This window comes from Actinospineispora spinosispora DSM 44797 (assembly GCF_000429025.1).
Lineage (GTDB): Bacteria > Actinomycetota > Actinomycetes > Mycobacteriales > Pseudonocardiaceae > Pseudonocardia > Pseudonocardia spinosispora.
Window position 1 is genome coordinate 274891 of sequence record NZ_KE386834.1, and the last position, 22452, is coordinate 297342.

At 69.7% G+C, this 22452-nt stretch carries 28 protein-coding genes; 10 read left to right on the plus strand and 18 right to left on the minus strand.

The genetic code is table 11. The features are described 5' to 3' along the window. Positions 1-49: 49 nt before the first annotated feature. Positions 50-757: a DJ-1/PfpI family protein gene (locus G406_RS0130720; RefSeq protein ID WP_342666251.1), complete on the minus strand. Its 708-nt coding sequence runs from the start codon at positions 755-757 to the stop codon at positions 50-52. 5 nt (positions 758-762) lie between these two features. Continuing rightward, complete coding sequence (locus G406_RS0130725; protein WP_028936768.1) at positions 763-1209, minus strand: DUF4396 domain-containing protein; 447 nt, start codon at positions 1207-1209, stop codon at positions 763-765. A 102-nt stretch (positions 1210-1311) separates the two neighbouring features. On the opposite strand from G406_RS0130725, the gene G406_RS0130730 reads away from it, so the two are divergent. Then, positions 1312-2274, plus strand: a complete 963-nt coding sequence (locus G406_RS0130730) for a GlxA family transcriptional regulator (protein ID WP_028936769.1) — start codon at positions 1312-1314, stop codon at positions 2272-2274. Here the strand turns inward: G406_RS0130730 and surE are convergent. Next, positions 2240-3037, minus strand: coding sequence for a 5'/3'-nucleotidase SurE (surE, locus tag G406_RS50920; protein WP_156935242.1), 798 nt, complete (start codon positions 3035-3037; stop codon positions 2240-2242). The two genes, G406_RS0130730 and surE, sit on opposite strands and share 35 nt — an antisense overlap. 31 nt (positions 3038-3068) lie before the next feature. Between surE and G406_RS0130740 the strand changes: the two genes are divergently transcribed. Together G406_RS0130740 and G406_RS50925 are read left to right on the plus strand one after the other, a co-directional pair. Beyond that, a complete protein-coding gene (locus tag G406_RS0130740; RefSeq protein WP_028936770.1) occupies positions 3069-4145 on the plus strand; it encodes a phosphotransferase family protein in 1077 nt (358 codons plus the stop codon). A gap of 22 nt (positions 4146-4167) precedes the next feature. Beyond that, positions 4168-4980, plus strand: coding sequence for a leishmanolysin-related zinc metalloendopeptidase (locus G406_RS50925; RefSeq protein ID WP_051342914.1), 813 nt, complete (start codon positions 4168-4170; stop codon positions 4978-4980). Positions 4981-5022: 42 nt separating this feature from the next. Here the strand turns inward: G406_RS50925 and G406_RS50930 are convergent, their stop codons facing one another. The 5 genes from G406_RS50930 to G406_RS50935 all read right to left on the minus strand — a co-directional run bounded on the left by G406_RS50930 (position 5023) and on the right by G406_RS50935 (position 9731). After that, a complete protein-coding gene (locus G406_RS50930) occupies positions 5023-5529 on the minus strand; it encodes a hypothetical protein (RefSeq protein WP_051342915.1) in 507 nt (168 codons plus the stop codon). A 4-nt stretch (positions 5530-5533) separates the two neighbouring features. Then, the gene (locus G406_RS0130755) at positions 5534-6331 is read right to left on the minus strand and encodes an SAM-dependent methyltransferase (protein ID WP_028936771.1); all 798 of its coding nucleotides are present in this window, start codon (positions 6329-6331) and stop codon (positions 5534-5536) included. Between the two features lie 566 nt (positions 6332-6897). Continuing rightward, positions 6898-8355, minus strand: a complete 1458-nt coding sequence (locus G406_RS0130760; protein ID WP_028936772.1) for an MFS transporter — start codon at positions 8353-8355, stop codon at positions 6898-6900. A 162-nt stretch (positions 8356-8517) separates the two neighbouring features. After that, a complete protein-coding gene (locus G406_RS0130765; RefSeq protein ID WP_051342916.1) occupies positions 8518-9327 on the minus strand; it encodes a SigB/SigF/SigG family RNA polymerase sigma factor in 810 nt (269 codons plus the stop codon). After that, positions 9324-9731, minus strand: coding sequence for an ATP-binding protein (locus tag G406_RS50935; protein ID WP_037079397.1), 408 nt, complete (start codon positions 9729-9731; stop codon positions 9324-9326). Before G406_RS50935 ends, G406_RS0130765 begins: the two co-directional genes overlap by 4 nt. Positions 9732-9996: 265 nt before the next feature. Between G406_RS50935 and G406_RS0130775 the strand changes: the two genes are divergently transcribed. Then, entirely contained in the window at positions 9997-10599 is a 603-nt protein-coding gene (locus G406_RS0130775) for a hypothetical protein (protein ID WP_037079399.1), read from the plus strand. 158 nt (positions 10600-10757) lie between these two features. Here the strand turns inward: G406_RS0130775 and G406_RS0130780 are convergent, their stop codons facing one another. From G406_RS0130780 to G406_RS0130800, 6 genes are all read right to left on the minus strand, one after another. Beyond that, the gene (locus G406_RS0130780; protein ID WP_084216557.1) at positions 10758-11015 is read right to left on the minus strand and encodes a WhiB family transcriptional regulator; all 258 of its coding nucleotides are present in this window, start codon (positions 11013-11015) and stop codon (positions 10758-10760) included. A gap of 121 nt (positions 11016-11136) precedes the next feature. Beyond that, a complete protein-coding gene (locus tag G406_RS50940; RefSeq protein WP_156935243.1) occupies positions 11137-11496 on the minus strand; it encodes an STAS domain-containing protein in 360 nt (119 codons plus the stop codon). 47 nt (positions 11497-11543) lie between these two features. Then, a complete protein-coding gene (locus G406_RS0130790; RefSeq protein ID WP_211241324.1) occupies positions 11544-12236 on the minus strand; it encodes a DUF981 domain-containing protein in 693 nt (230 codons plus the stop codon). A gap of 60 nt (positions 12237-12296) precedes the next feature. Next, complete coding sequence (locus tag G406_RS54705) at positions 12297-13817, minus strand: HNH endonuclease signature motif containing protein (RefSeq protein ID WP_084216487.1); 1521 nt, start codon at positions 13815-13817, stop codon at positions 12297-12299. A 330-nt stretch (positions 13818-14147) separates the two neighbouring features. Beyond that, entirely contained in the window at positions 14148-14348 is a 201-nt protein-coding gene (locus G406_RS56210; protein ID WP_084216488.1) for a DUF397 domain-containing protein, read from the minus strand. Continuing rightward, positions 14345-15184 carry a helix-turn-helix domain-containing protein gene (locus G406_RS0130800; RefSeq protein ID WP_028936777.1) on the minus strand — a complete coding sequence of 280 codons (840 nt, stop codon included), beginning with the start codon at positions 15182-15184 and terminating at the stop codon, positions 14345-14347. Before G406_RS0130800 ends, G406_RS56210 begins: the two co-directional genes overlap by 4 nt. Before the next feature lie 77 nt (positions 15185-15261). Between G406_RS0130800 and G406_RS0130805 the strand changes: the two genes are divergently transcribed. Then, on the plus strand, positions 15262-15501 hold the full coding sequence (locus tag G406_RS0130805) for a hypothetical protein (protein ID WP_028936778.1): 240 nt from the start codon (positions 15262-15264) through the stop codon (positions 15499-15501). Here the strand turns inward: G406_RS0130805 and G406_RS0130810 are convergent. Together G406_RS0130810 and G406_RS0130815 are read right to left on the minus strand one after the other, a co-directional pair. Next, on the minus strand, positions 15482-15853 hold the full coding sequence (locus G406_RS0130810; protein WP_028936779.1) for a hypothetical protein: 372 nt from the start codon (positions 15851-15853) through the stop codon (positions 15482-15484). The genes G406_RS0130805 and G406_RS0130810 overlap by 20 nt on opposite strands. Beyond that, positions 15850-17169, minus strand: coding sequence for a PepSY-associated TM helix domain-containing protein (locus tag G406_RS0130815; RefSeq protein ID WP_028936780.1), 1320 nt, complete (start codon positions 17167-17169; stop codon positions 15850-15852). The genes G406_RS0130810 and G406_RS0130815 overlap by 4 nt, the downstream gene beginning before the upstream one ends. Positions 17170-17270: 101 nt before the next feature. On the opposite strand from G406_RS0130815, the gene G406_RS0130820 reads away from it, so the two are divergent. After that, entirely contained in the window at positions 17271-17708 is a 438-nt protein-coding gene (locus tag G406_RS0130820) for an RDD family protein (RefSeq protein ID WP_156935245.1), read from the plus strand. A 59-nt stretch (positions 17709-17767) separates the two neighbouring features. Here the strand turns inward: G406_RS0130820 and G406_RS50950 are convergent, their stop codons facing one another. Then, positions 17768-18154: an STAS domain-containing protein gene (locus G406_RS50950; RefSeq protein ID WP_245607273.1), complete on the minus strand. Its 387-nt coding sequence runs from the start codon at positions 18152-18154 to the stop codon at positions 17768-17770. Positions 18155-18267: 113 nt separating this feature from the next. Between G406_RS50950 and G406_RS0130830 the strand changes: the two genes are divergently transcribed. The 4 genes from G406_RS0130830 (at position 18268) to dapE (ending at position 22007) form a co-directional block, all read left to right on the plus strand. Beyond that, positions 18268-18687, plus strand: coding sequence for an acyl-CoA thioesterase (locus G406_RS0130830; protein WP_028936782.1), 420 nt, complete (start codon positions 18268-18270; stop codon positions 18685-18687). A gap of 55 nt (positions 18688-18742) precedes the next feature. Then, positions 18743-19180, plus strand: a complete 438-nt coding sequence (locus G406_RS0130835; protein ID WP_028936783.1) for a VOC family protein — start codon at positions 18743-18745, stop codon at positions 19178-19180. A 19-nt stretch (positions 19181-19199) separates the two neighbouring features. Then, positions 19200-20471: a competence/damage-inducible protein A gene (locus tag G406_RS0130840; RefSeq protein WP_028936784.1), complete on the plus strand. Its 1272-nt coding sequence runs from the start codon at positions 19200-19202 to the stop codon at positions 20469-20471. A gap of 453 nt (positions 20472-20924) precedes the next feature. Further along, a complete protein-coding gene (dapE, locus tag G406_RS0130845) occupies positions 20925-22007 on the plus strand; it encodes a succinyl-diaminopimelate desuccinylase (RefSeq protein WP_037079402.1) in 1083 nt (360 codons plus the stop codon). On the opposite strand, the gene G406_RS0130850 is transcribed toward dapE, so the two are convergent. Continuing rightward, complete coding sequence (locus G406_RS0130850) at positions 22004-22369, minus strand: VOC family protein (RefSeq protein WP_028936786.1); 366 nt, start codon at positions 22367-22369, stop codon at positions 22004-22006. The genes dapE and G406_RS0130850 overlap by 4 nt on opposite strands. Positions 22370-22452 lie beyond the last annotated feature (83 nt).

Genomic DNA, 22452 nt, shown 5'->3' on the forward strand with positions numbered 1-22452 from the left:
GCGACTCGCGCCGCGGAGTCTGGCGACTCGCGCTGCCGAGGAGGCGCTCTTAGGAGCCGAGCTGGAGTGCCTGGGCGGCGTTCGTGCGCATCATCTCCACCAATGCCGGGGGCGCGGTCTTCGGGCCGCCCGCGTTGTACGGCGGCTGGGGGTCGTACTCGATCATCAGCTGGATCATCTGCGCCGAGTCGTCCCCGGCGATCCTGCCGGCGAGGGTCAGCGCCATGTCGATGCCCGCCGACACCCCGGCCCCGGTGACGTACTTCCCGTCGATCACCACTCGCTCCTCGACCGGCAGGACACCGTGCGCGGGCAGCTCGTCCATGGCCAGCCAGTGGGTGACCGCGCGTCGGTCCTTGAGCAGCCCGGCGGCGGCCAGCACCAGGGAGCCGGTACACACCGACGTCGTCCAGGTGCTGGTGAGGTCGGCGGCGCGCAGCCAGTCCTGGGTCGCTTTGCTGGTCATCGGACCGGTCACGTCGGGGCCGCCCGGCACCACGAGGATGTCCGGCGAGGGCACCTCGTCGAGCGAGGCGGTCGCGTTGACCGACAGCGTGCCCACGTCGTTGGTGACCGGGCCCTTCCGTTCGGCGACGAAGACCGTCTCGGCCCCGGGTAGCCCGCTGAGCACCTGGTAGGGCCCGATGATGTCGAGGGCGGTGAACCTGTCGTAGAGCAAGAAGGCGATCTGCATGGTGATGACCCTGCCGCCCGAGCCGTGCGGCAGCAATGCCGCACACCCCACCTTTCCTGCCACGTGGCTCAGTGGTGGTGGGCGTGAACGACCGCGTGGCCCTTCCCTCGGCTGATCATCCACCGGTTGACCGGGAGCGCGGCGACGAACGCGACACCCAGTGAGATCACCAGTGAGACCCAGAACAGCCACTGGCCGAGGCCGGCGTTCATGGCTCCGGGGATGACCAGCATGACCAGGTTGTCGGCCACCTCCATGACCGCGATGGACACCGTGTCGGCGGCCAGCGCGACCGCCGCCGCGCGCCGTAGGTCGAGGCCGGCGCGCAGCATGCCGCTCATCGTGAGCGCGTAGCCGAACACGAAGGCCAGCGCGATCGACAGCACGACGGTCGGGCCGTTCGACCAGCTCGCGGCCGTTCCGACGACCATCCCGACGATCTCGCCGATGGCACACCCGGTCAGGCAGTGCCTCGTGGCCATGACCGCCGTTCCCCAACTCGCCTGTTCGCTCATGACCGCGAAGCTACCCCTGGGGGGTATCTGTGTCGAGTGGATGTCAGAAAAGGTGGGGGAGTAGACATTGCTGCCATGCCCGTGCCCGGGCAGCCTGGGACCATGGCGCCGCGTTCAGTCCTGTTCGTGCTGTTCGACGATCTGCAGAGCCTCGACCTCACCGGCCCGATGGAGGTCTTCACCGGCGCCAACCTGTGCCTGAGGTCGCAGCGGGAGGAACCGCTCTACGAGCTGCGGACGGCGAGCCTCGGCGGGGCGCCGGTCCGCTCCTCGAGCGGGCTGCGCATCACCCCGGACGCCGATCTGACCGACGAGCCCACACCCGACATCCTGATCGTGCCCGGCGGTCACGGCGCGCACAGCGACAACCCGGCGCTCGTCGAGTGGCTACGGGACAACGGCCGGAAGGCCGGCCTGCTGGTGTCGGTGTGCAGCGGGGCGTACCTGCTCGCCGAAGCGGGGCTGCTCGACGGGCGGCGGGTCACCACACACTGGGACTACGCCGACCGGCTCGCCGCGAGACACCCGGAGGTCACCGTCGACGCGGAGCCGATCTTCATCAGGGACGGTGACGACCTCGCCACCTCGGCAGGCGTCACCGCGGGCATCGACCTCGCGCTCGACCTCGTCGAACGGGACCTGGGGCACCAGGTCGCGCTGACCATCGCCCGCCACCTGGTGGTGTTCCTGCGCAGACCGGGCAACCAGTCGCAGTTCAGCGCCCAGCTCGCGGCGCAGATCGCGCACCGCGAACCGCTGCGCGACGTGCAGCGCTGGATCGCCGAGCGGCCCGACGCCGACCTGTCGGTCGAAGCGCTGGCGAAGCGTGCGCACCTGTCACCGCGCCAGTTCGCGCGGTCCTTCACCGCCGAGGTCGGCATGACGCCGGGCCGCTACGTCGACCTCACGAGGCTGGAGGCCGCGCGCCGGCGCCTGGAGGACACCAGGGACGGCATCGCGGCGACCGCGAAGGCTTGCGGCTACGGCACACCCGAGGCGATGCGCAGGGCGTTCGTCCGGGTGCTCGACCTCAGTCCAGCGGAATATCGCCGGAGGTATTCGTAGCCAGCAGCACCGCGAGCGGGATCCCGGGGTCCTCGGCGATCGGCGCCAGGGCGGTCAGGGTCGGGAAACCGGCCGCGAGCAGCGCGACGTCGCTGTCCGGACCGTGTTCCTGGGCCGGCCCGAGCAGGCGTACCCCCAGGTACTCGCCGTCCAGGTCGTCCACCCGGCCCTGCATCTTGCCCAGTGCGGCCAGCGGTGCGGCGGTCAGCTCGCCGAGCCTGTCCGGCGACACGTCGGGGACGTTGAGCGAGAGCACGGTGCCCTGGGGCGTGTCGGCCAGCACCTTCAGCACCTCGGGCAGCAGCGCGGCGGCCGTCGACCAGCCGGGCTCGGTGCCTGGTTCGAGGTGATCGGAGTCCAGGGACACGGCGAGCGCCCGGATACCGAACCGTCCGGCGGTGAGCGCCGCGCCGACCGTGCCGGAGTGCAGCACCGCGCGGCCCAGGTTCGGGCCTTCGTTGATGCCGGACAGCACCAGCTCGGGCGGCTCCGCGAACCACCCGTTGGCCGCCGCGTAGGTGATGAACGCGGGCTGCGCGGCCACCGCCCACGCGGTCACCGAGCCGAGGCCTGGCAGCGTGTGACGTTGGACCGGCACCCGCCCGGAGTCCATCGTGGCGATGACCGAGGCGCCGGCCCCGCTGGACTGCTCGGTGGGGGCGGCGACCACGACGTCCAGCCCCGCCGCGACCGCGGCGGCGGCCAGCGCATGGAGCCCGGGTGCCGCGATGCCGTCGTCGTTGGTGACCAATGTCCAGCTCACGGGGTGTGACGCTACCGGTTACCGTCAGAGCATGACGAGTGAGCGGCGGTCGGAGTCGGGCGCGGTGAGCGCGGTACGCGAGGGTGACGAGCTTGACTGGGCGAAGATCGGGCGGTGGCTGCGTGACACGGTCCCCGAGCTGACCGGCCCGCTGAGTGTGCTGCAGTTCCCGCACGGCAGGGCGAACCTGACCTACCTGCTGGAGATCGGCGGCACCCAGGTCGTGCTGCGCCGCCCCCCGTTCGGCAAGCTCCCGCCCGGTGCGCACGACATGCGCCGCGAGCACCGCGTCCTGTCCCGGCTGTGGCGCGCCTACGACCGCGCGCCGAGGGCGTACGCGTTCACCGACGACCACTCGATCGCGGGCGCGGACTGTTTCGTCATGGAGTACCGCACCGGCGAGGTGATCCGCGAGGACCTGCCCGCCTCGATGCGCGACTACGACGACCTCGGCCGCAGGCTCATGTTCGCGCTGACCGACGCGATGGCGGACCTGCACCTGGTCGACCCGGGCGAGTGCGACCTGGAGGAGCTGGGCAAACCGGAGGGCTTCGTCGCGCGGCAGGTCTCCGGGTGGGCGCGGCGCTGGGAGCTCGCCGCCCCCGACGGCGCTGACCCGCTCATGGTTGCGGTCGGCGAGCGGCTGGCGAAGACCCAGCCGGAGACGCAGACGCACGGCATCGTGCACAACGACCTGAAGATCGACAACTGCCAGTTCGACGCGGCCGACCCGGACCGGGTGAAATCGGTGTTCGACTGGGACATGGCGACACTGGGCGACCCGCTCGTCGACCTCGGCACGCTGCTGCACTACACCCCGAACACCGACGACCCCGAGCTGATCCAGGGCGGCGTCCGGTACCCGAAGGAACTGACGCTGCCCACCCAGGCCGAGGTCGCGGAACGCTATGCGCAACGCACCGGAGCGGACACCTCACAGATCACCTGGTACCTCGCGTTCGCCAGGTGGAAGACCGCCACCGTCTACCAGCAGCTGGCCAACCGGTCCCTGCGCGGCGAGTCGAAAGACGCCCGCAACGCCGAGCTCGGCGATACGGTCTCGGTGCTGGCCCGCAGCGCGGACACGCTGCTGGACGGTTTGACCTGACGACTACTCACAGGGGGCACGCGTGGCCGATCTCCTCACCTACCGGGCGGTTGCCGACCAGAAGCGGGCCGAGGCGCTCGCCGAGACCAGCTCACCGTTCACCATCGAGGTCCGGTTCCTCGGCGGCCTGAACGACCGCCAGCAGCAGGCGTTCAAGGTCGCCGCCGACCGCTGGTCCAGGATGATCGTCGGTGACCTGCCGAGCGCGGTCGTCGACGGCGAGGAGATCGACGACGTCCGGATCGACGCGAAGGGCAGCTCCATCGACGGACCCAGGGGCGTCCTGGGCCAGGCGGGCCCGACCCGGCTGCGGCCCGCCTCGGCGGGCGCGGCCGCGTACCTGCCGATCACCGGGACGATGGAGTTCGACTCCGCCGACCTCGCCGACATGGAGTCCGACGGCACGCTCAACGACGTCATCACGCACGAGATGGGGCACGTGCTCGGGTTCGGCACGATCTGGGACCAGAAGAAGGTCCTGGCCGGTGCCGGCACCAACAACCCGACGTTCACCGGTGCCGGCGCGGTCGCCGCCTACGCCGCGCTGCGCGGGGACAAGGCCAAGACCGCGATCCCGGTGGAGAACACCGGCGGCGAAGGCACCAGGGACTCGCACTGGCGCGAGTCGGTGTTCATCAACGAGCTGATGACCGGCTTCGTCGGCGAGCAGGGCAACCCGCTGAGCAGCCTCACCGTGGCCAGCATGGGCGACCTGGGCTACCAGGTCGACCTGGCAGCCGCCGAGCCGTACACGCTGCCGGCCCCCGGCACGAAGCCACAGGCCCGCAGGGCGGCCGTACACGCCCGCACCACGAGGCCGTCGATCATCGAGTAGCGACCCGTGAGTGGCGAGTGGTCCCATAGGACCACTCGCCACTCACGGCTCCTGGCCGTCCTCCGGCTCGGGGTCCTTCGGCAGCTCGTCGAAGTAGGTGTGCAGGTTCGTGAGCAGACCCTCGTACACCGAGCGCAGTGCGAGCTGCTCCTTCTGCCTGCTCATCAGCGCGCCGAAGCCGTCCGGGCCCTCCCAGTTCGCCTCGACCCGGACCGCCGTGCGGTCATCGCCGGCGTCACTCATCGTCCAGGTGGTCACCAGCGACGACGTGGTGTCCCGCTCGACGATCGAGTTCTCGCCCGCCTCGACGCGCACCAGACACTCCCGGGGTGGGCCCTTCTGCTTCTTCGGCTTCTTGCCCCGCTTGTTGCGGATCGCCTCGTCCAGCGCGATCGTCCAGTGCACCTCGTCGTCGGCGCGGACCTCGTAGTCGGCGAACTCGGCGGTCAGCAGCTTCGGTCGGGTCTCGCGGTAGTCGATCAGCGCGTCGTAGACCTGCTGGATCGGTCCGTTGATCATCGCCACCGCGGTTGCGGCGAGTTGAGCCATGCGGTCATCCTGCCGTCCGGCCCGGCGGCTGCTCCTTCCGGGCCACCACCGCGTAGCCACTGGACTGCGCGGTTCCGGTCTCCTGCTCGGGCCGCCACTCGTGGACCGGCACCAAACCGGGTGGCGTGGGGACGAAATCGCCGAGCAGCGCAAGGATCTCGTCCGGCTCCCTGATGAGCAGCGGGGTCGTCGTGTTCCGGGTCAGCTCCAACAGGGCCTCGACCTGCTCGGGCGTGCCGTAATTGCTGCTGAAATGGGTGAGCACCAGACAGCTGCCCGGCACGGTGTGCGCGGTCAGCCTGCTCAGCAGCTCCGCCGGACCGTCGGAGTCCGGAATGACGTGCAGCAACGCGACGAGCAGCACCGCGACCGGCCGGTCGAAGTCGATCAGCGACCGGGTCGCCGGGTCGTCGAGGATGGCCTCCGGCTGCCGCAGGTCGGCGTTGACGACACCGCTGAGCTCGTCGCCCTCCAGGATCGTCCGGCTCTGCATCACCGCGACCGGGTCGAGGTCGACGTAGACCACACGCGCGTCCGGGTTCACCGACCGCGCGATCTCGTGCACGTTGCCCTCGGTCGGGATACCGGAGCCGATGTCGAGGAACTGGTCGATGCCCTGCGCCGTGCAGAACTGCACCGCGCGCCGCAGGAACGCCCGGTTCTCCCACGCCGTCCGGATCGTGCCCGGAACGGCCCGCTCGATCCGGTCAGCCGCCTCACGGTCCACGGCGAAGTTGTGCGCACCGCCGAGCATGTAGTCGTAGATGCGGGCAAGCGTCGCCGTGTTGACGTCGATGTCCATCTTTTGGCCTCTTCCGCGCTCAAAATCCTCAAGAGGCCCCCTCCGGGGGCCGTCTTTAGGATTTTCGGCCTTCGGCCCAGGCGCGCGCTTGGTGGAACCTGGGGAGCCGCCTCCTTACGGTGGCGAGGTTGTTGCGGACATGCACTGCGCAGTGCTCCGCACTGAACCCCCTTCGGGGTGACTCGCGGAGCCAACTTTGCAGACCTTCTGGCCCACCTCGCAGAGCCTCATGTCACGTCGCAGATGCTGCAACGTCTGCGACGCGACATGAAGCTCTGCGAAGTCACCCAAAACACTTCCTGGACCCCGGGGCGGCCTGCGGCTGAGGGGCGCGGCGCAGCCGTGGCCGCTTTGGGCGCGCAGACTGCCCCCTTCCCCGCGATCCTGGCCTGCACTTGGCGTGGGTGGGTGGTGTCAACCCGGAACCCTCGCCCCTGAACGCGTGCAACCAGGAGCGGGCGCGAGGCCGGCGCCAGCCGGGGGTTGATACCACCCACCCACGCCAAGACACTGGATGGCCAGCGGGGATGAACCACCACAATCCCGACCCCCAGCCACCGAGCTGGTCAGGTGACGTCGCCGGGGTGCAGTTGGGGGGCTGTCACGCCGCAGTGGGGGTACTCGGAGAGCTTCAGGGGCTCGGGGGCCACGCGCGGCGGGCGGACCAGCACCGCGGACAGCACGGCGGCCACGGCGAGCAGGGCGGCGCCGATCAGCATGGCGTGCCGGAAGCCGGCGTTGAACGCGACCGGGTCGGTGTAGTCGGCGCCGGCGAGCCCGGCGGCGACCGGGATGACCGCGACGGCCAGCAGGCCGGCCGACCGGGCCACCGCGTTGTTGATGCCCGACGCGACGCCGCTGTGGTGGTCGTCGGCCGACGCCAGAACGGTTGCGGTCAGCGGCGCGACGGTGAGCGACAGCCCCAGTCCGAGCGCGATCGCGCAGGGCAGCACCTCGGTCAGGTACGACGCACCCGGCCCGACCCTGATCGCCAGTAGGAACCCCGCGCAGGCCAGCAGTGGCCCGACCGTCATCGGCAGCCGGGGCCCGATCCGGTCGGCGAGCGCACCCGCCTTGGACGACAGCAGCAGCATCAGCACGGTGACCGGCAGCAGCGACGTGCCGGACACGGTGGGCGAGAACCCCGCGACGGTCTGCATCTGCAGCACCAGCAGGAAGAAGAACACCCCGAGCGCACCGTAGACCAGCAGCGTCACGACGTTCGCCGCCCGGAACAGACCGTTCGAGAACATCGACAACGGGACCAGCGGATGCGGCGACCGCATCTCCACGACCAGGAACGCGACCAGCGCACCGATCCCGACCACCCCGGAGACGATCACCGGGACGGTCCACGCACCTCCGGTCAGCGCGAACGTCACACCACCCAGGCCGAGCGCGGCGAGCGCCGCGCCGAGCGCGTCGATACCGCCGGTCGCATCCGGGTCGCGGCTCTCCGGAACGTGGCGCAGCGCGATGACCACGACGGCGATCGCGACCGGCACGTTGATCCAGAACACCGCACGCCAGTTCCACGCGACCAGCGCGCCACCCAGGAACGGCCCGATCGCGCCCGCCACCCCGCCGAGCCCGGACCACGCTCCGACCGCCCGAGAGCGATCCTCCGGCCGGAACGACGCCGCGATGAGCGCCAAGCTCCCGGGGGCCAGCAACGCCCCACCGATGCCCTGCAGGACCCGCGCGGCGACCAGCAGCGGCGCGGTCGGCGCCAGACCGCACAGCGCGGACGCGGCGGCGAACCACACCACCCCGATGACGAAGACCCGGCGGCGGCCGAACCGGTCACCGAGTGCGCCACCGAGCAGGATCAGCGCGGCCAGCGACAGCGTGTAGCCGTTGATGATCCACTGCAGTGCGCCGAAATCCGCTCCGAGGTCCCGGCCGAGGCGTTCCAGCGCGACGTTGACGACCGTCGCGTCGAGCATGGCCAGCCCGGAACCACCGACCGTGGCGAACAGCACCCACCGACCCGCGGCCTGGTCCATCCGCAGCTGACCGGTCATCTAGGGTCCCGCGTCGAGAAGTCGCACCGTGATTCCGGCGCCCAGATGCCGTATGTCTGGACCGTCGTCGCGAGTACCAGGTACGAGCTGCCTCCGGCGGTCCGGCCAGACGACATCTGGATCATCGGACTCATGGCACGAACTTCCGGCGCGAGACACTGGTCACCGGTCGGATTCCAGCCGATCCCGCAGCCGGACGAGAGTCTGGGACAGCAGGCGCGAGACGTGCATCTGCGACACGCCGACCCGGTCGGCGATCTGGGTCTGGGTCATGTTGCCGAAGAAGCGCAACATCAGGATGCTGCGCTCACGGTCGGGCAGCTCGGCGAGCAGCGGCTGCAGCGCCTGCTGGTAGTCGACGCGCTCCAGCTCGGCGTCCGCCTCGCCGAGCAGGTCGCCCAGCGTCGTGCCGCTCTCGTCGGTCGACAACATCTCGTCGAGCGACGAGCTGCGGTACGCCTGCGCCGCTTCGAGGCCTTCGAGGACCTCGTTGGTCGGCACCCCGAGCCGCTCGGCGATCTCACTGGGCTTCGGCGCCCGCCCGAGCCCCTGGGACAGCTCGGACACCGCCGAGTTGATCGAGACGTGCAGGTCCTTGAGCCGGCGGGGCACCCGCATCGACCAGCCCTGGTCGCGGAAGTGCCGCCGGACCTCGCCGCTGATCGTCGGCACGGCGAAGGAGAAGAAGTCGCTGCCCCGGTCCGGCTGGAACCGGTCCACGGCGTTGATCAGGCCGACGGTCGCCACTTGGACCAGGTCGTCCAGCGGTTCACCCCGATGGGCGAACCTTCTGGCGATGTGCTGCGCCACCGGCAGATAGCCGGTGACGAGCCGGTCGCGCAGCGACTCCCGGCGCGGGTCGTCGGCCTCGAGCTCTGCGTACTCGGCCAGCAACGGCACGAGGTGCTCGTACTCCGAGTCCCGGTTCGACCGCGCCGTATCAGGATCGGGCTCGGCCGAGGCCGGGCTCACTGCACCGCACCGGCGTGCTTGGTCAGCTGGATGAACAGAGAGTCGGGGGCGCTGTCAATGCCCCGTCCGGTGCTGACCTCGTCGGCCAGCGTCTCGAGCACGCGCCAGCCGAAGCTGTCGGTGTTGACCGACGTCAGGGTCGGCTCGGCCTTGGCGCTGACGGTCACCTCGATACGATCGGTGGCCAGCACGAAGCGGCAGCTCAGCACCTCGTCCTGATCGGCGACACCGATCAGCGTCGTGCACGCCTCGTCGACCGCCATGCGCAGGTCAGAGATGGCATCGAGGTCGAAATCGGCGCGCCCGGCAAGGTCGGAGGCAACCGCGCGGACAGTGGGGATCAGCGCGGGGCGGGCCGAGATGCGCACCTCGACTACCGCCTCGCCGCTCTCGGCAACGGACACAGGCAGAATCCTCTCCCGCACGGCCGCGGACGTGCGCACCGGGGTCGCCCTGGCAGTCCCTGAAAGTGCGGACAGGGTGAACTTGAGCTCTCGATCGCGGGGTTTCGCGCGCTGTGCGGTCGGCTAGTCTCAGCACGCCCGAACGGGGTATGAAACGCTGACCGCTCATGGATCTTTGGCAACCGTTTGTCGTTTTTCGGACGGTTCTGCCCATGGATCGGTTTTCGCGCGGTTAAGTAGTCCCCAAGAACTCACGGGGGAGCAGATGGCAGCGGGCGATCTCATGCCGGGACCGAAACCGGGTTCCACGCATACCGGAGGCCTGCCCGAGGCACTCAACGGGTGCCTCCGGGTGGTGGCCGTCACGGTGCACCTCCCGGAATTCCTGCTCTCCGCCGCGGGTCTGATTCAGCGCTTCGGTGACGCGGGCATCCCGGTGGATGTCCTGGTGTCCGCCGCGTCGGACCACGACGTCGACGAAGCGGCCGCGCTGGGTCTCAAAGAGCTGCGGGTCGCCGATGTGTCCCGCCACCGTCTCGCCTTACCGGCGCCGTTCGGCAGCGAGCGTGAGGACGATCTGGTGGCCGCGATGAGCGAGCTCGTGGGATTCGACCCCGAGCCCGGTGTCGTGTGCCTGGCACCGGACGCGGACTGTTCGGACCCGAGCCGCACCACCGTGCGGGACGCGGCGCGGCGAATCGCGTCGGTTTACAAGCTGCCGTTGCTGCGTTTCGCGGCGATGCCCGACGAGGCCTCGGTGAGCCTCGAATTGGATCAAGAAGAATGGGCCCGCAAATGTGCCGGCCTCGCCGCGTGCGCGACTCAGGTGACGCCGCTCAGCGGCCGTCTGGAGTATTTCGCGCTGTAATCGCGTGCACACGGAATCCCTGCCGGACGGGCCCCCCGGGTGCCGTCCGGCAGGGACCCGTTACTGGTGGAGGCCGTCGTTGTGAGACGGTCCGGCCCGCACCACTGGGCAGGCCCGCGTGATGCGGGCCGTGAGGACTCTGTGGAACTGGCGGGCGTTCAGCTCGCCACCGCACTGCGCTCGATGATGGCGCGGCGCTCGGCTTCAGCGAGGCCACCCCAGACACCGAAGGGCTCCTGCGTGCGCAATGCGAACTCACGGCACGGTTCGAGCACCGGGCAACGGGAGCAGACTTCCTTGGCAGCGGCGGTACGCCGCGCTCGGGAGGGGTTCCGCTCACCATCCGGGTGGAAGAAGGTAGCGCTGTCCATGCCTCGACACGACCCAAGCCGCTGCCACTGCCACTCGTGATCCATCGGGCCCGGCAGTCGTGACACGTCGCTCACGGTGATCACCTCGTCTCTGGGGTCGGTGGACCCCGACCGAGGTGGCTGTTCCCCGCCCGCGAAGCGCTCAAACGTCGCGCTGGTCAGATAATTATTTCGCCGCGTCCAAAATCTGTGTCGCGCTGTCGGTGATCCGGAAGAGCTCCACGAGGCCCGCGATCTCCAGTGGTCGTAACACCTGGCGGGACGAGCAGATGAGCCACAGCTCCACCTCGTGCGACAACGCCTGCTCCCGGGCTTCGACGAGCGCGGCGAGCCCGCTCGTCCCGAGGAACTCCACGCCGTCGAGATCGATCAGCAGGCGTCCGCTGGTCAGCTGGTCCGCGATCGCTCTGCGCAGACTGGGTGAGGTCAGCATGTCGACCTCGCCGTCCACCCGCAGCAGCGTCGTGCCCGGCACCGGCTCTTCGAGCTGGATGCTGATGGGGTCTTCGGTCGACGCATGGGCCACGTCGCGCACGGTAAGCCCGTCAGCGTGTGTCCTCAACTCGTGGCGCCTCACATCGTGTTGACGATGAGACCGATGTGAGTGAAGTAATTGAGTGCGCCGAACAACAAGAAGATTGCGCCTGCAACTGTCCAGGCGAGTCCTGTGATGCTGAGCACAACGCCCCGGCGCGCCCGCAGTGCGAACGGAAACAGGACGGCACCGACCCCGACCAGGGCGTACAGCAGCGAGATGAACGTGGCCTCGACCCACGGCACACCCGCGAACACACCCGTGAGCGGCTCCTGAGGCGGAGCGGCGAACAGCTGATAACGCACCCCGGCGGCCGCGATCCCGAAACAGGCCAGCCCCATGGCGAACACGAACAGCGAGAGCGGCCCCGCCACCCGGGCCGCGGTGCCGAGCGGGTCGGCGTCGGCGAGCACGTCACCGCGCCGCCACAGGTAGAACGAGGTGGCGAGCAGCATGACGCCGAACGCCAGCGAAGGCTCCCCGAAGATGATGTTGTCGAACGGGAACCCCTGCCCGGCGAGCGGCCAGGTCAGCGTCATGTGCAGTCCGGTGGCGGTCAGGATGAACCCGAGCACCCCGAACGCGAGCGCCCACCCGTCGGCGGTGGTGGGCTGCTCCTTGACCAGCCGCCGCCCCAGGGCGACGACCAGCAACAACCCGCACCCCGCCGCGACAGCCATCACGGTGTTGTAGGTGGGCATCTCGACCCACTTGATCTTCAGCTCGTCCACCGGATGAGCGTAGATCGATCGTGGTTGATTCGCCTCACAATCAACCTCCGGGACTGCCGCTCAGAAGGGCGGCAGGTCGTCTTCCGGGGCTGTGAGCGGCGGGATGATCACCGGGTCGCCTCGGGTGCGGTGGACCTGGCCGAGCGGGCTGGTCCAGAGGAAGACGCCGGGTTCGGGTTGCTTCAGACACCAGTGGCCGCGGGTTTTCAGGTCATGGTCGTGGGCGCACAGCTGCCCGCCGTTGGCGTCGGTGGTCGGGCCGCCGCGTGCATGGTCGACCGTGTGGTCGAACTGGGACTCGGTGGCCGGGCGCCGGCATCCCGGCCCCCGGCACGTGCGGTCACGCATCCGGTTGGCGCGGCGGAGCCCCGCTGTCGGGAACCGGCGCCCCGGCTGGGAGTCGAAGGCGGCGCTGGCGGTGGGCCACGCCGCGTACTGGGCGGCGATGTCGGCGATCACCGCCTCCCAGCCCACCGGAGGACTCTCCATCAACCGGGCCAGCAGCGAGGTCGAGACCTGCAGCTCGACCATGCCGCCGTCGCGCAGATCACGAGCCTGGAGCGGGCGGCGGCGGGTGATGCCCGGTACGAGGAGGTAGCCGTCGTCGTCGCAGACCGCGAAGTACCAGGAGCCGCCGCGCTGGGCCAGGACGGCGGACCGCGTGTTGTCCGCCAGGAGCGGTCCCCAGCCCGGAAGCTCTCCCGGACGTCGGCTGATGCCGAGCAGCGTGCCCAGCTCGGCTCGCACCTCGATGCCTTGGGCCTTGCCCGAGGGGACCGAGCCGAGGAAGTGGTCGATGATCTCGGTGCGGCTGAGGGAGTGCAGGGTGCCGTCGAGCAGCCCGCAGAACAGGTCGGCCCGCAGCTGATCCATCCGCGCGGGGTGGCCGCGTCGTTTGACGGCGGCGGCGAGCCTGCTGATCCGGGTACACGCGGCCGCCATGTCCTCCGGGGCGATGTCGTTCGCGGACAGGACCGCGGTACCGGCGGAGTCGAGGTAGCCGACCACGCGGCGGCGGGCGAGCGCCTTCTCGTACAGCTCGCGGGCACTCTGCGGGTCGGCGCTGATCACCAGCTTGCGCAGGTGCGCCGCCAGTCGCCCGGTGGTCCAGCCCGGCGCCTTCGGCAGCACCGCGGCGCAGATCTCCGTGCGCCGGGCGAGTGGAAGGTCGGCGAGATAGGTGGCGAACACCCGAGCCTTGGGTAGATCGATGTCGCCGGAGTCGAGGGCGTCGAACACCCAGGGCAGCCGGACGGTCAGCTCCCAGGAGAAGTCCAGCTCGGCCTCGGCGCGGCGGCGGGTCCACGACAGCGCGGGCCGCAGCTCATCGGCGGCGAACTGCCCAGGCTCCGGCAGATACGCCACCGAGCCCCGATCACTCCGCGGGTCACGCAACCCGATGTCGGCGATGTCGGCGGCGAGCTGAGCATCCAGATGCGCCCGCAGCCGATACCGGGCCCGCAGCACCTCGATCATGTCCCCATTGGACACCCGCGCACGATCGATGCAGGCCAGAGCAGCGGCCAACGACGGCCCCGGCGGCATCTCCGCCAGGCCAGCTGCATCAGTGACTGCGCTCATGACAAGAACGCTACGACCACCCACCGACAAAAACCGCAGCAAAGGAGCAGCCCAAGACTAGGCCATTAGGGTGATAATATAACGCAAGAGCAGGAGCGAAGCCGAGCCCCCAAGTGCGCAGCCCAAAGTGCGTAGCCCGGTATCACAAGCCGCGCACACTCCACCCATCCCCGCGATCCTGGCCCGCACTTGGCGTGGCCGGGCGCTGTCAACCCTGAAACCTCGCCCCCGAACCCGCGCAACCAGGAACCCGTGCGAGGCCGGCGCCAGCCGGGGGTTGATAGCGCCCGGCCACGCCAAGACACTGATCGGCCAGCGGGGATTGCTCAACTACACCTTGACGGCCGCGACGAACGCAGCCCACGAGCTACGCGGAACAGCGAGCACGGGCCCTGAAGGCCCCATCTTCGTGTCCCGGACACCGATCCACTGTCCGACCCGACCTACCGCCACGCAATCGCCGGTAGACGTGCTGTGCGACGACTTCCGATAAGTCGCGGCGCGCAGTTCGGACAGTGGACCGTGAGTCATTCCAGCTCCTCGATCAGGCTCTCGATCAGCACCAGAGAGTCACGGACCGGCAGCGCCGCGGTCTGGGCGCTGGCGAATGCGTGCAGGTACTGACGGATCAGGCCGACGCGCTCGTGCACCGTCCAACTGGTCTGACCGTCGACGTAGACCGATTGTGGATCTTGCTCATCGGCCCACTCGATGATCGCGAACTGGTCGCCCAGTGCTGCGTGCGCGTCGGCTGTGAACGGTACAACCTGGATCGTGACGTCGTGCTGCTGAGTGACCGCGATCAGGTGGCGCAGCTGCTCCGTGTAGATCTCGACCCCGCCGACCCGCCAACGAACGACCGCCTCCGAGACAACGGCGCGCACCTGCATGCCTTCCTGCAGGCGCCGCTGGCGCCGCATCCGCAGCTCCAGGTAGCGATCAATGTCCCCGATCCTCAGGTGGGGAGCGCCCGCCGTGATGATTCGCTCGGCGTACCGGCGGGTCTGAAGCAGGCCGGGCACGACGGAGCCTTGATAGGTCGACACGCGTGACGCCGCCGCTTCGAGTTCGATCAGCATCTGGACCGGCTCTGAGAGCACGTCCCCGTAGTCCTGCCACCACCCCTGCTCCTCGGCCCGCTGACGAAGCTTCTCCAGTGCCTCACGCTCGTCCACGGGCACGTCGAAAAGCTCCATGACCTGCTTCAGATGCTCAGGGCTGATCCGAGCCTTACCGGTCTCGATCTTCGACCAGTGCGGCTGCTGCACCCCCAACTCACCTGCCACGACGGCGCCCGAGAGCCCCTTCCCCTGTCGATGGACGTTCAACCGGGTGCCGAGCCGACGGCTGCGGACGGTGGGCCGCATGAGATCCTCCGCTACATCTGATATCACCTGATTGGGTCGCTATACTTCATACAGCGAGCCGCGGCATTATTCCCAGCATGTTAGAACCAACGAGTGACGAGCCGTACGACCCTGACCTCGACACGACCTTCGGCGGTGCGGCCCAGCTGATCGCGAATCAGCCCGACGGCCCCGACCTGCTGCTCGCCGAACATCGCAGGACGAGCACCGGCGAATGCGCGGCGTGCAGCGTCTACCGGCCGACGGACTGGCCGTGCGTGCTGGTGACGATCGCCCGGCTCGCGCAACGCATCGTGCTCAGACAGGTCGGCCGGTGACGGTCATGCGAAGCGTCACGACGGCCACCGCGGCGCAGCAGACGACGGCGACGGCGCCGTCCCAGGACCGTTCTCCCGGCGAGGACGGCGCCCGGGTCACGCCGAGGATCAACGGCAGCAGGGCGACCGAGGCGATCAAGTACGCCACGTGCACCGACGGCTCCGCGACCGACCGGCCGGCCAGCAGTGCGGAACCGTCCAGGATCGCGCGTAAGAGCAGCATCAGCTCCAGCAGGATCATTCCACCGAGATTCGCCGGACCGGGCCTGACGCGGCGCACAGCGCTGCCCAGGGCCCACAGGCCGAGCATGGCCGAGTAGAGCAGCACGAAGACGGACAGCGCCGGGATCATGACCCCGTTGCGGCCGCCCGGCGGCGCCGTTTGCGGTTGCGGGCACTGCGCGACTTGGTCAGCCACACGGTCACGCCGGTGATCCCCAGCAGGACCGGGGTCAGTCCGAAGACCAGCCAGATCAGCCGGGGAATCGGCGACACGACGGTGCCGAAGTGCAGGCCGTAGTAGAAGCCGGTCTCCCACAGGTTCTGCGCGGCCGGGTCCTCCGGCCGGTTCGGCGCGTAGTCCTGCATGCCGCCGCCGTGGCTGTCCACGCTGACGAAGATGCTGCCCGCGTAGTTCCAGTAGTGGTACGGGTCGAAGCCCTGGTGCAGACGGAACGAGTACGTGCCGCCCGGCTCGGCCGGCTTGTCCAGGGTGAACGCGTCGAACTCCGCCCCCGGGTGCGCGGCCAGCACCTGGGCCTGCGCCTGCTCGAGGGTCAGCATCGGTCCGGTGCCGGGCTTGGGCGCCTCCCGGACGTCCTGCACCGCGCCGGGCAGCAGCGCCGAGTAGACCTGTGCGGGCCACTGGTAGTAGAACGCGGCCCCGGTGATGCCCCACATCAGCAGGAACGGCACCGCGACGATGCCGACGAGGCGGTGCAGGTCCAGGTCACGGGCGTACGGGCCACGGCCGCGGCGGACCACGAACCCCGCGACCAGCCCGCGCAGCCCGGGCCACCACACGATCGCGCCGGAGATCGCCAGGAAGATCGTCAACGCGCCCAGCAGGCCGAGCAGGTAGCCGCCGACCGTGGCGCCCTTGCCGAAGAGACTCGGCAGGGACGTCGTCATCCAGGCCTGGTAGCCGGGCAGTCCTTCGCAGGTGAGGGCACAGTCGTGGATGTTGATCAGGAACAGGATCGGGCGGGGCAGCTCGGGGCCCAGCCCGTTGATGCGTCCGGTGCCGGGGTCGACGAACGCGTCGGTCTGGTCGCGGCCGTTGCCCTCGCCGCGCACCAGGTAGATGTCCTCGAAACGCTGCACGCCGGTCGGGTTGATCTCCGGATGCGCGGCCTGGACCAGCGCCAACGCGGCGACCGGAGTGATCGGCGTCGCGCTGGGCGTCGAGGCGTAGCGCTGCGGGTGCAGCACCCGCGCGATGTCGTTGCCGTACAGCAACACCGCGCCGGTGACCGCCTCGGCCAGGAACAGCAGGCCCAGCGCGAGCGACGTCCAGCGGTGCGTCCTGATCCACCACTTGTTGATCGGACCGTGCGTGCGGCGTGCTCGCAGCCGCGTGCGTCGCTTCCCCGGTGCGGGTTCGAGATGGGTGTGTCCGTTGCGGGAGCCGCCAGTACCCGGCTGACTGGTGAGCAGCTCGCTCGACACCGCACCTCCCGCTGAGTTAGCGTCCCCTAAGTCAGGGCAGGTTAACCTGTGCATGGGCGCCGGGGGAACCTCACAGCAGTGATCGAGGAGTGACCGTGGCCATGCCTCCCACTGACGTGCGCACCCGCACCCGTCGGACCTCCGCCTACCGTGCGTTCCGGCTCGGCGACGGCTCCCCGACCGACGGCTGGAGCCCAGCGGGGCCCGCACACCGGCTCGCCGCGTGGTGCGTCGACATCGGCCTGTTCGTGTTGACGTTCGGCATCGGCTGGAGCCTCCTGACCTGGCAGAGCTGGGCGCGAGGCAGCACACCGGGCAAGGCGCTGCTCGGGATCACCGCGTTCGGCAGCGACACCGGTCGCCCCGCCACCCGCTCCCGGATGGCGTTGCGGGCGTTCGTCTACCAGGGCGTCGCGGTGCTGATCGGCATCGCCACACTCGGGTTCGGCTGGCTGTACTGCATCGCCTCGGCCCTGGGAACCAAGCACCGCACGCTGTACGACGAGTGGTCCCAGGTCGTCCTGCTGCGACGTCCCTGACGGCGCCGAAGAGCCGTGAGTGTTTTGGGCTGCCCTGGCAGCCCAAAACACTCACGGCTCTAGCGCTGCAGCGCTGTGGCCAGGTCGGGAGAGATCTCGAACAGCTCACGCAGGCCGGTGGCCTCCAGCGCGCGCAGCACGATGCGCGACGAACACACCAGCCGCAGCTCGCCGGAGCTGCGCTGCGCCTGGTCGCGGGCTTCGACCAGGACGGCCAGGCCGGAGGAACCGAGGAAGTTCACCCCGGACATGTCGAGCACGACGGACTCGGCAGCCTCCAGCGCCGGCAGCAGTGCCGCCCGCAGCGCGGGAGCACTGATGATGTCGATCTCACCGGTCGCGCTCAGTACACGCGTGCCTTCATGCTCGGAAACGTCCAGCGTGTAGGCGTCCGAGGACGCGTCGTCGCCGGTCGGCTCTGCGTGCATGCCGCCTTCACTGCGCACCGCGGCTGCTCCTTTTCGATGACGTCTGTTCGGCCTCGCAAACGCTGAGTGGGGAGCTCGCGTTTTGTTGTACCTCAGCGTAATGGCCAGCCCGCTCGTGCAATGCTGCCGGGGTGCCTGCGCAATTCAGTCTCCGTGTCACCGTACGTAGTTACGAGGTCGACTTCATGGGTCACGTCAACCATGCGGTCTACCACCAGTACGGAGAACATGCCCGGTCGCAGCACCTGCTCGCCGCCGGTTTCAGTCTTCATGAGCAGCGCGTGGAGCACGTCGGGATCGTACTGCTCGAATCCCGCATCCGATACCTGCGCGAACTGACCCTGGGTGACGACGTCGAGGTCACCTCGGACGTCGAGTTCGGCGAGGGCAAGACGTTCCGCATCGAGCACATGATCATGCGCGGCGACACCCGGTGCGCCGAGATCAGCTGTGTGCTCGGGCTGCTGGACACCGAGGCCCGCAGGCTGCTGCCGGAACCGAAGAAGCGGCTGATGGCGCTCACCCCGGATCCGGCGCTCCTCGGCGGTTGAGGCCCCTGTGGTCGGTGTGCCGTAACAAAAACAGGTTGTGCTCCGTCATACATGCATGACGGAGACGTGCCTGCCCCACGACAGTGCTGTCCCGGGCCGGGCGTCCATCGGGGCGCCGCACCTGTCGCTGCGGGTCGGCGACCCCGTGACCACAGCCGCCTGGTGGTGTCGCACGCTCGGATTCGAACTGGTCGACCCACAGGACGGCCCGCTGTCGACGCGGTCGGCCATCGTCGTGCGTCACCCGGACTCCGGTCTGGTGCTGCGACTGTTGCCCGGTGGTGTGGTGTTCGACCCGTGGGCGTTCCTGTCACTGCGGGTGGACAGCCAGCAGGCGCTCGCCGACTGGGCGACGCACCTGCGGCGGCTCGGCGTCGTGCACTCGTCGGTCAAGGACAACGGCGACGAGCATTCGCTCACCCTGATCGGGCCCGAAGGCATCGGCCTCGAGCTGTGGTGGAGACGGCCCGTGTCGACGGGCGAAGTGGCGTGACGCGGGTACTGTCGCGGCAGTGAGCGACGGAGTACGCGCGGGCATCGTTGTCACCGGTAGCGAGCTGCTGACCGGGCATGTTCAGGATCGCAACGGCCCATGGCTGGCCGACCGGCTCGGCGCGCTCGGCGTCGAGGTCACCGATGTGATGCTGGTCGGCGACCGCCGCGACGATCTCGCCGCCGGACTGCGGTTCCTCGCGGACCAGCGGGTCGATCTGATCATCACCAGCGGTGGGCTCGGTCCGACCGCCGACGACGTGACCGCCGAGGTCGTCGCGGGCTTCGCGGGCGTCGACCTGGTGGTGGACACCGCGATGGAACAGCACATCGCGACGATCCTCGCCAAGTGGGCCGCTCGGCACGGCTTCGACGGTGAGGCACTGGTCGCGGCGAACCGGAAGCAGGCCACCGTGCCCGCCGGCGCGGTGCTGCTCGACCCGGTCGGGACCGCCCCTGGGCTGGTCGTCACGGTGCCCGGCGGTCCCGTCGTGCTGGTGCTGCCCGGGCCGCCGCGCGAGCTGCAACGCATGTGGGACGCCGCGGTCGCCACCGTGCCGATGACCGAGCTGCTGGCACGGACACCGCCGTTCACCGCGGTTCACCTGCGGATGTTCGGCCTGCCCGAGTCGGAGATCGCGCAGACGCTACGGGACGTGTCGGCGCGGGTGGACCTCAGCGGCGTCGAGGTCATCACGTGCCTGCGCCGTTCGGAGCTCGAGGTCGACCTGCACTACGGGCCCGGTGCCGACACGGCGAGCGAGGAGCTGGTCGCCGAGATCGAACGGCGGCACGGGCGCTACATCGTGAGCAGGGACGGCACGTCCACCGACGAGCAGGTGGCCCAGCTGCTGCTCGCCGGGCACACCATCGGCCTCGGTGAGTCGTGCACGGCCGGGATGCTGGCCAGCCGCCTCGCGGACCGAGCCGGGTCGTCGGCGTACCTGCTCGGCGGTGTGGTGGCGTACTCGAACGCGGCCAAGACGGCGCTGCTCGGCGTGCCCGCTCTGCTGATCGAGACGCACGGGGCGGTCTCGACCCAGGTGGCGAGGGCAATGGCCGACGGCGCGCGGGCGACGTTCGGCACCGACGTCGGCGTCGGGATCACCGGGGTGGCCGGGCCGGGTGGCGGCACCGAGGCGAAGCCCGTCGGGTACGTCTGCCTGTGCGTCACCACGTCCGACGGCGTGGTCCGCGAACGGGACGGTGTCTTCCCCGGCGGCCGCGCGGACGTCCGCGAACGCTCGACCGACGCCGCCATGCACCTGATCCGCCGAGCCCTCACCTCCTGACCCCACGCCCCGCCCGCGAGTCGGGCATGTGAGCACACCGACTCGGTGCTGTCAGCACGGCGAGTCGGGCACGTCAGCACGGCGAGTCGGGTGCTTGAGCACGGCGAGTCGGGTGCTTGAGCACGGCGAGTCGGGTGCTTGAGCACGGCGAGTCGGGGGCATGAGCACGGCGAGTCGGGGGTACCGGTAGAGCATCGGGCTCCTTTAGGTGCCGGCGCGACACCGAGCCCGACGCGAGGTTGCCCTGGATCGGGGGTGCCCGGGTCCGGCACACCTTCCAAGGGTCTTTACTCGCTGCGCTCGGATGCCTCGACTCGCGCTGTTGGGCCGCCCGACTCGCGGTGCCCTGGTGCCCGACTCGCTGTGCTCAGGTGCCCGACTCGGTGTGCTCAGACGCCCGACTCGCGGGAGGTGGGGAGCTCGGGGGAGAGGGGACGCGTTAGCGTCCGAGGTATGACTGCCGCACCGTCGATCACGCTGGATTTCACCGCCGACCCGGTCGACCTGACCGCCGCGCTCGTGGACGTACCCAGCGTGTCGGGGGACGAGAGCGTGCTCGCCGGTGCGGTCGAGGCCGCGCTGCGCAGCCAGGCTCCGCACCTCGAGGTGGTCCGCAACGGCAACGCCGTGCTGGCCAGGACCACCGGGAACCGGGAGCGTCGCGTCCTGCTCGCCGGCCACCTGGACACCGTCCCGATCGCCGCGAACGTGCCGAGCCACCGGGCGAACGGGCGTCTCTACGGCTGCGGCACCTCCGACATGAAGGCGGGCGACGCGATGATCGCCCACCTGGTCGCCACGATCGACGACCCGGCGTACGAGCTGAGCGTCGTCTTCTACGACTGCGAGGAGATCGAGGCCGAGCGCAACGGCCTCGGCCGTATCGAACGGGAGCTGCCCGACTGGCTCCAGGCCGACCTGGCGATCCTCGCCGAACCGACCAGCGGCGCGGTGGAGGCAGGCTGCCAGGGCACGTTGCGCGCGGTGATCAGCACGTCGGGCCGCCGCGCGCACAGCGCTCGCTCATGGCTCGGCACCAACGCGATCCACGCCGCGTCCGAGGTGCTCGACCGGCTCAACCGCTACCAGGCGCGCCAGGTCGACATCGACGGCTGCGTGTACCGCGAAGGTCTGCAGGCGGTGCGCATCGCGGGCGGCGTGGCCGGGAACGTCGTGCCGGACGCGTGCGACGTCACGGTGAACTTCCGGTTCGCGCCGGACCGCACGGTGCAGGCCGCGATGGACCACGTGCGCGAGGTCTTCGACGGCCTGGAGGCGGTGTTCACCGATCGCTCGCCCGGTGCGCTGCCCGGCCTGTCCGCCCCGGCCGCCCAGCGCTTCCTGACCGTCACCGGCACCGACCCGGTGGCCAAGTACGGCTGGACGGACGTCTCCCGTTTCGCCGCACTCGGCATCCCGGCGATCAACTTCGGCCCCGGCGACCCGAACCTGGCCCACACCCGCGAGGAACACGTCGAGGTGGCCCGGATCACCGAGTGCACCGAGCTGCTCCGGCGCTTCCTCACCACCCCCTAGACATCGTGGTGGTCGGCCACGCAGAACTGGTTGCCCTCCGGGTCTTCGAGGGTCGTCCAGTCGATGCCGGGCACCACGCCCACCTGCTCGTGGACCACGGTGGCACCGAGCTCGACGAGCCGACCCACCTCGGCCACCCGCCCCGTGCCGCCGCCCAGGTCCATGTGCACCCGGTTCTTCCCCGGCGTCGGGTCGGAGACCCTCTGGAACCCGAAGTTGATCTGTCCGCCGTCGGTGGGGGCGAGGAACACGAAGTCCCCGTAGTCGCCCGCCACCGACGTACCGAGCGCCGAGGCCCAGAAGGCAGAGAGCTTCTGAGGGTCCGCGCAGTCGAACGTCACCATGCCCAGTGAAAGCGTCATGCTGGCGACGGTATCGGGGGAGACCGACAGAAATGTGCGGACGACCGGCAGTAGGGTCGATGCTGTGTCCGTTCCCCCCGCAC

Bases quoted from the DNA above. Each gene is read 5' to 3' on its own strand.
- G406_RS0130725 (WP_028936768.1), bottom strand. From the start codon at position 1,209: ATGAGCGAACAGGCGAGTTGGGGAACGGCGGTCATGGCCACGAGGCAC.
- G406_RS0130730 (WP_028936769.1), top strand. From the start codon at position 1,312: ATGGCGCCGCGTTCAGTCCTGTTCGTGCTGTTCGACGATCTGCAGAGC.
- G406_RS0130740 (WP_028936770.1), top strand. From the start codon at position 3,069: ATGACGAGTGAGCGGCGGTCGGAGTCGGGCGCGGTGAGCGCGGTACGC.
- G406_RS50930 (WP_051342915.1), bottom strand. From the start codon at position 5,529: ATGGCTCAACTCGCCGCAACCGCGGTGGCGATGATCAACGGACCGATC.
- G406_RS0130755 (WP_028936771.1), bottom strand. From the start codon at position 6,331: ATGGACATCGACGTCAACACGGCGACGCTTGCCCGCATCTACGACTAC.
- G406_RS0130760 (WP_028936772.1), bottom strand. From the start codon at position 8,355: ATGACCGGTCAGCTGCGGATGGACCAGGCCGCGGGTCGGTGGGTGCTG.
- G406_RS0130775 (WP_037079399.1), top strand. From the start codon at position 9,997: ATGGCAGCGGGCGATCTCATGCCGGGACCGAAACCGGGTTCCACGCAT.
- G406_RS0130780 (WP_084216557.1), bottom strand. From the start codon at position 11,015: ATGGATCACGAGTGGCAGTGGCAGCGGCTTGGGTCGTGTCGAGGCATG.
- G406_RS54705 (WP_084216487.1), bottom strand. From the start codon at position 13,817: ATGAGCGCAGTCACTGATGCAGCTGGCCTGGCGGAGATGCCGCCGGGG.
- G406_RS56210 (WP_084216488.1), bottom strand. From the start codon at position 14,348: ATGACTCACGGTCCACTGTCCGAACTGCGCGCCGCGACTTATCGGAAG.
- G406_RS0130800 (WP_028936777.1), bottom strand. From the start codon at position 15,184: ATGCGGCCCACCGTCCGCAGCCGTCGGCTCGGCACCCGGTTGAACGTC.
- G406_RS0130805 (WP_028936778.1), top strand. From the start codon at position 15,262: ATGTTAGAACCAACGAGTGACGAGCCGTACGACCCTGACCTCGACACG.
- G406_RS0130810 (WP_028936779.1), bottom strand. From the start codon at position 15,853: ATGATCCCGGCGCTGTCCGTCTTCGTGCTGCTCTACTCGGCCATGCTC.
- G406_RS0130820 (WP_156935245.1), top strand. From the start codon at position 17,271: ATGCCTCCCACTGACGTGCGCACCCGCACCCGTCGGACCTCCGCCTAC.
- G406_RS0130835 (WP_028936783.1), top strand. From the start codon at position 18,743: ATGACGGAGACGTGCCTGCCCCACGACAGTGCTGTCCCGGGCCGGGCG.
- dapE (WP_037079402.1), top strand. From the start codon at position 20,925: ATGACTGCCGCACCGTCGATCACGCTGGATTTCACCGCCGACCCGGTC.
- G406_RS0130850 (WP_028936786.1), bottom strand. From the start codon at position 22,369: ATGACGCTTTCACTGGGCATGGTGACGTTCGACTGCGCGGACCCTCAG.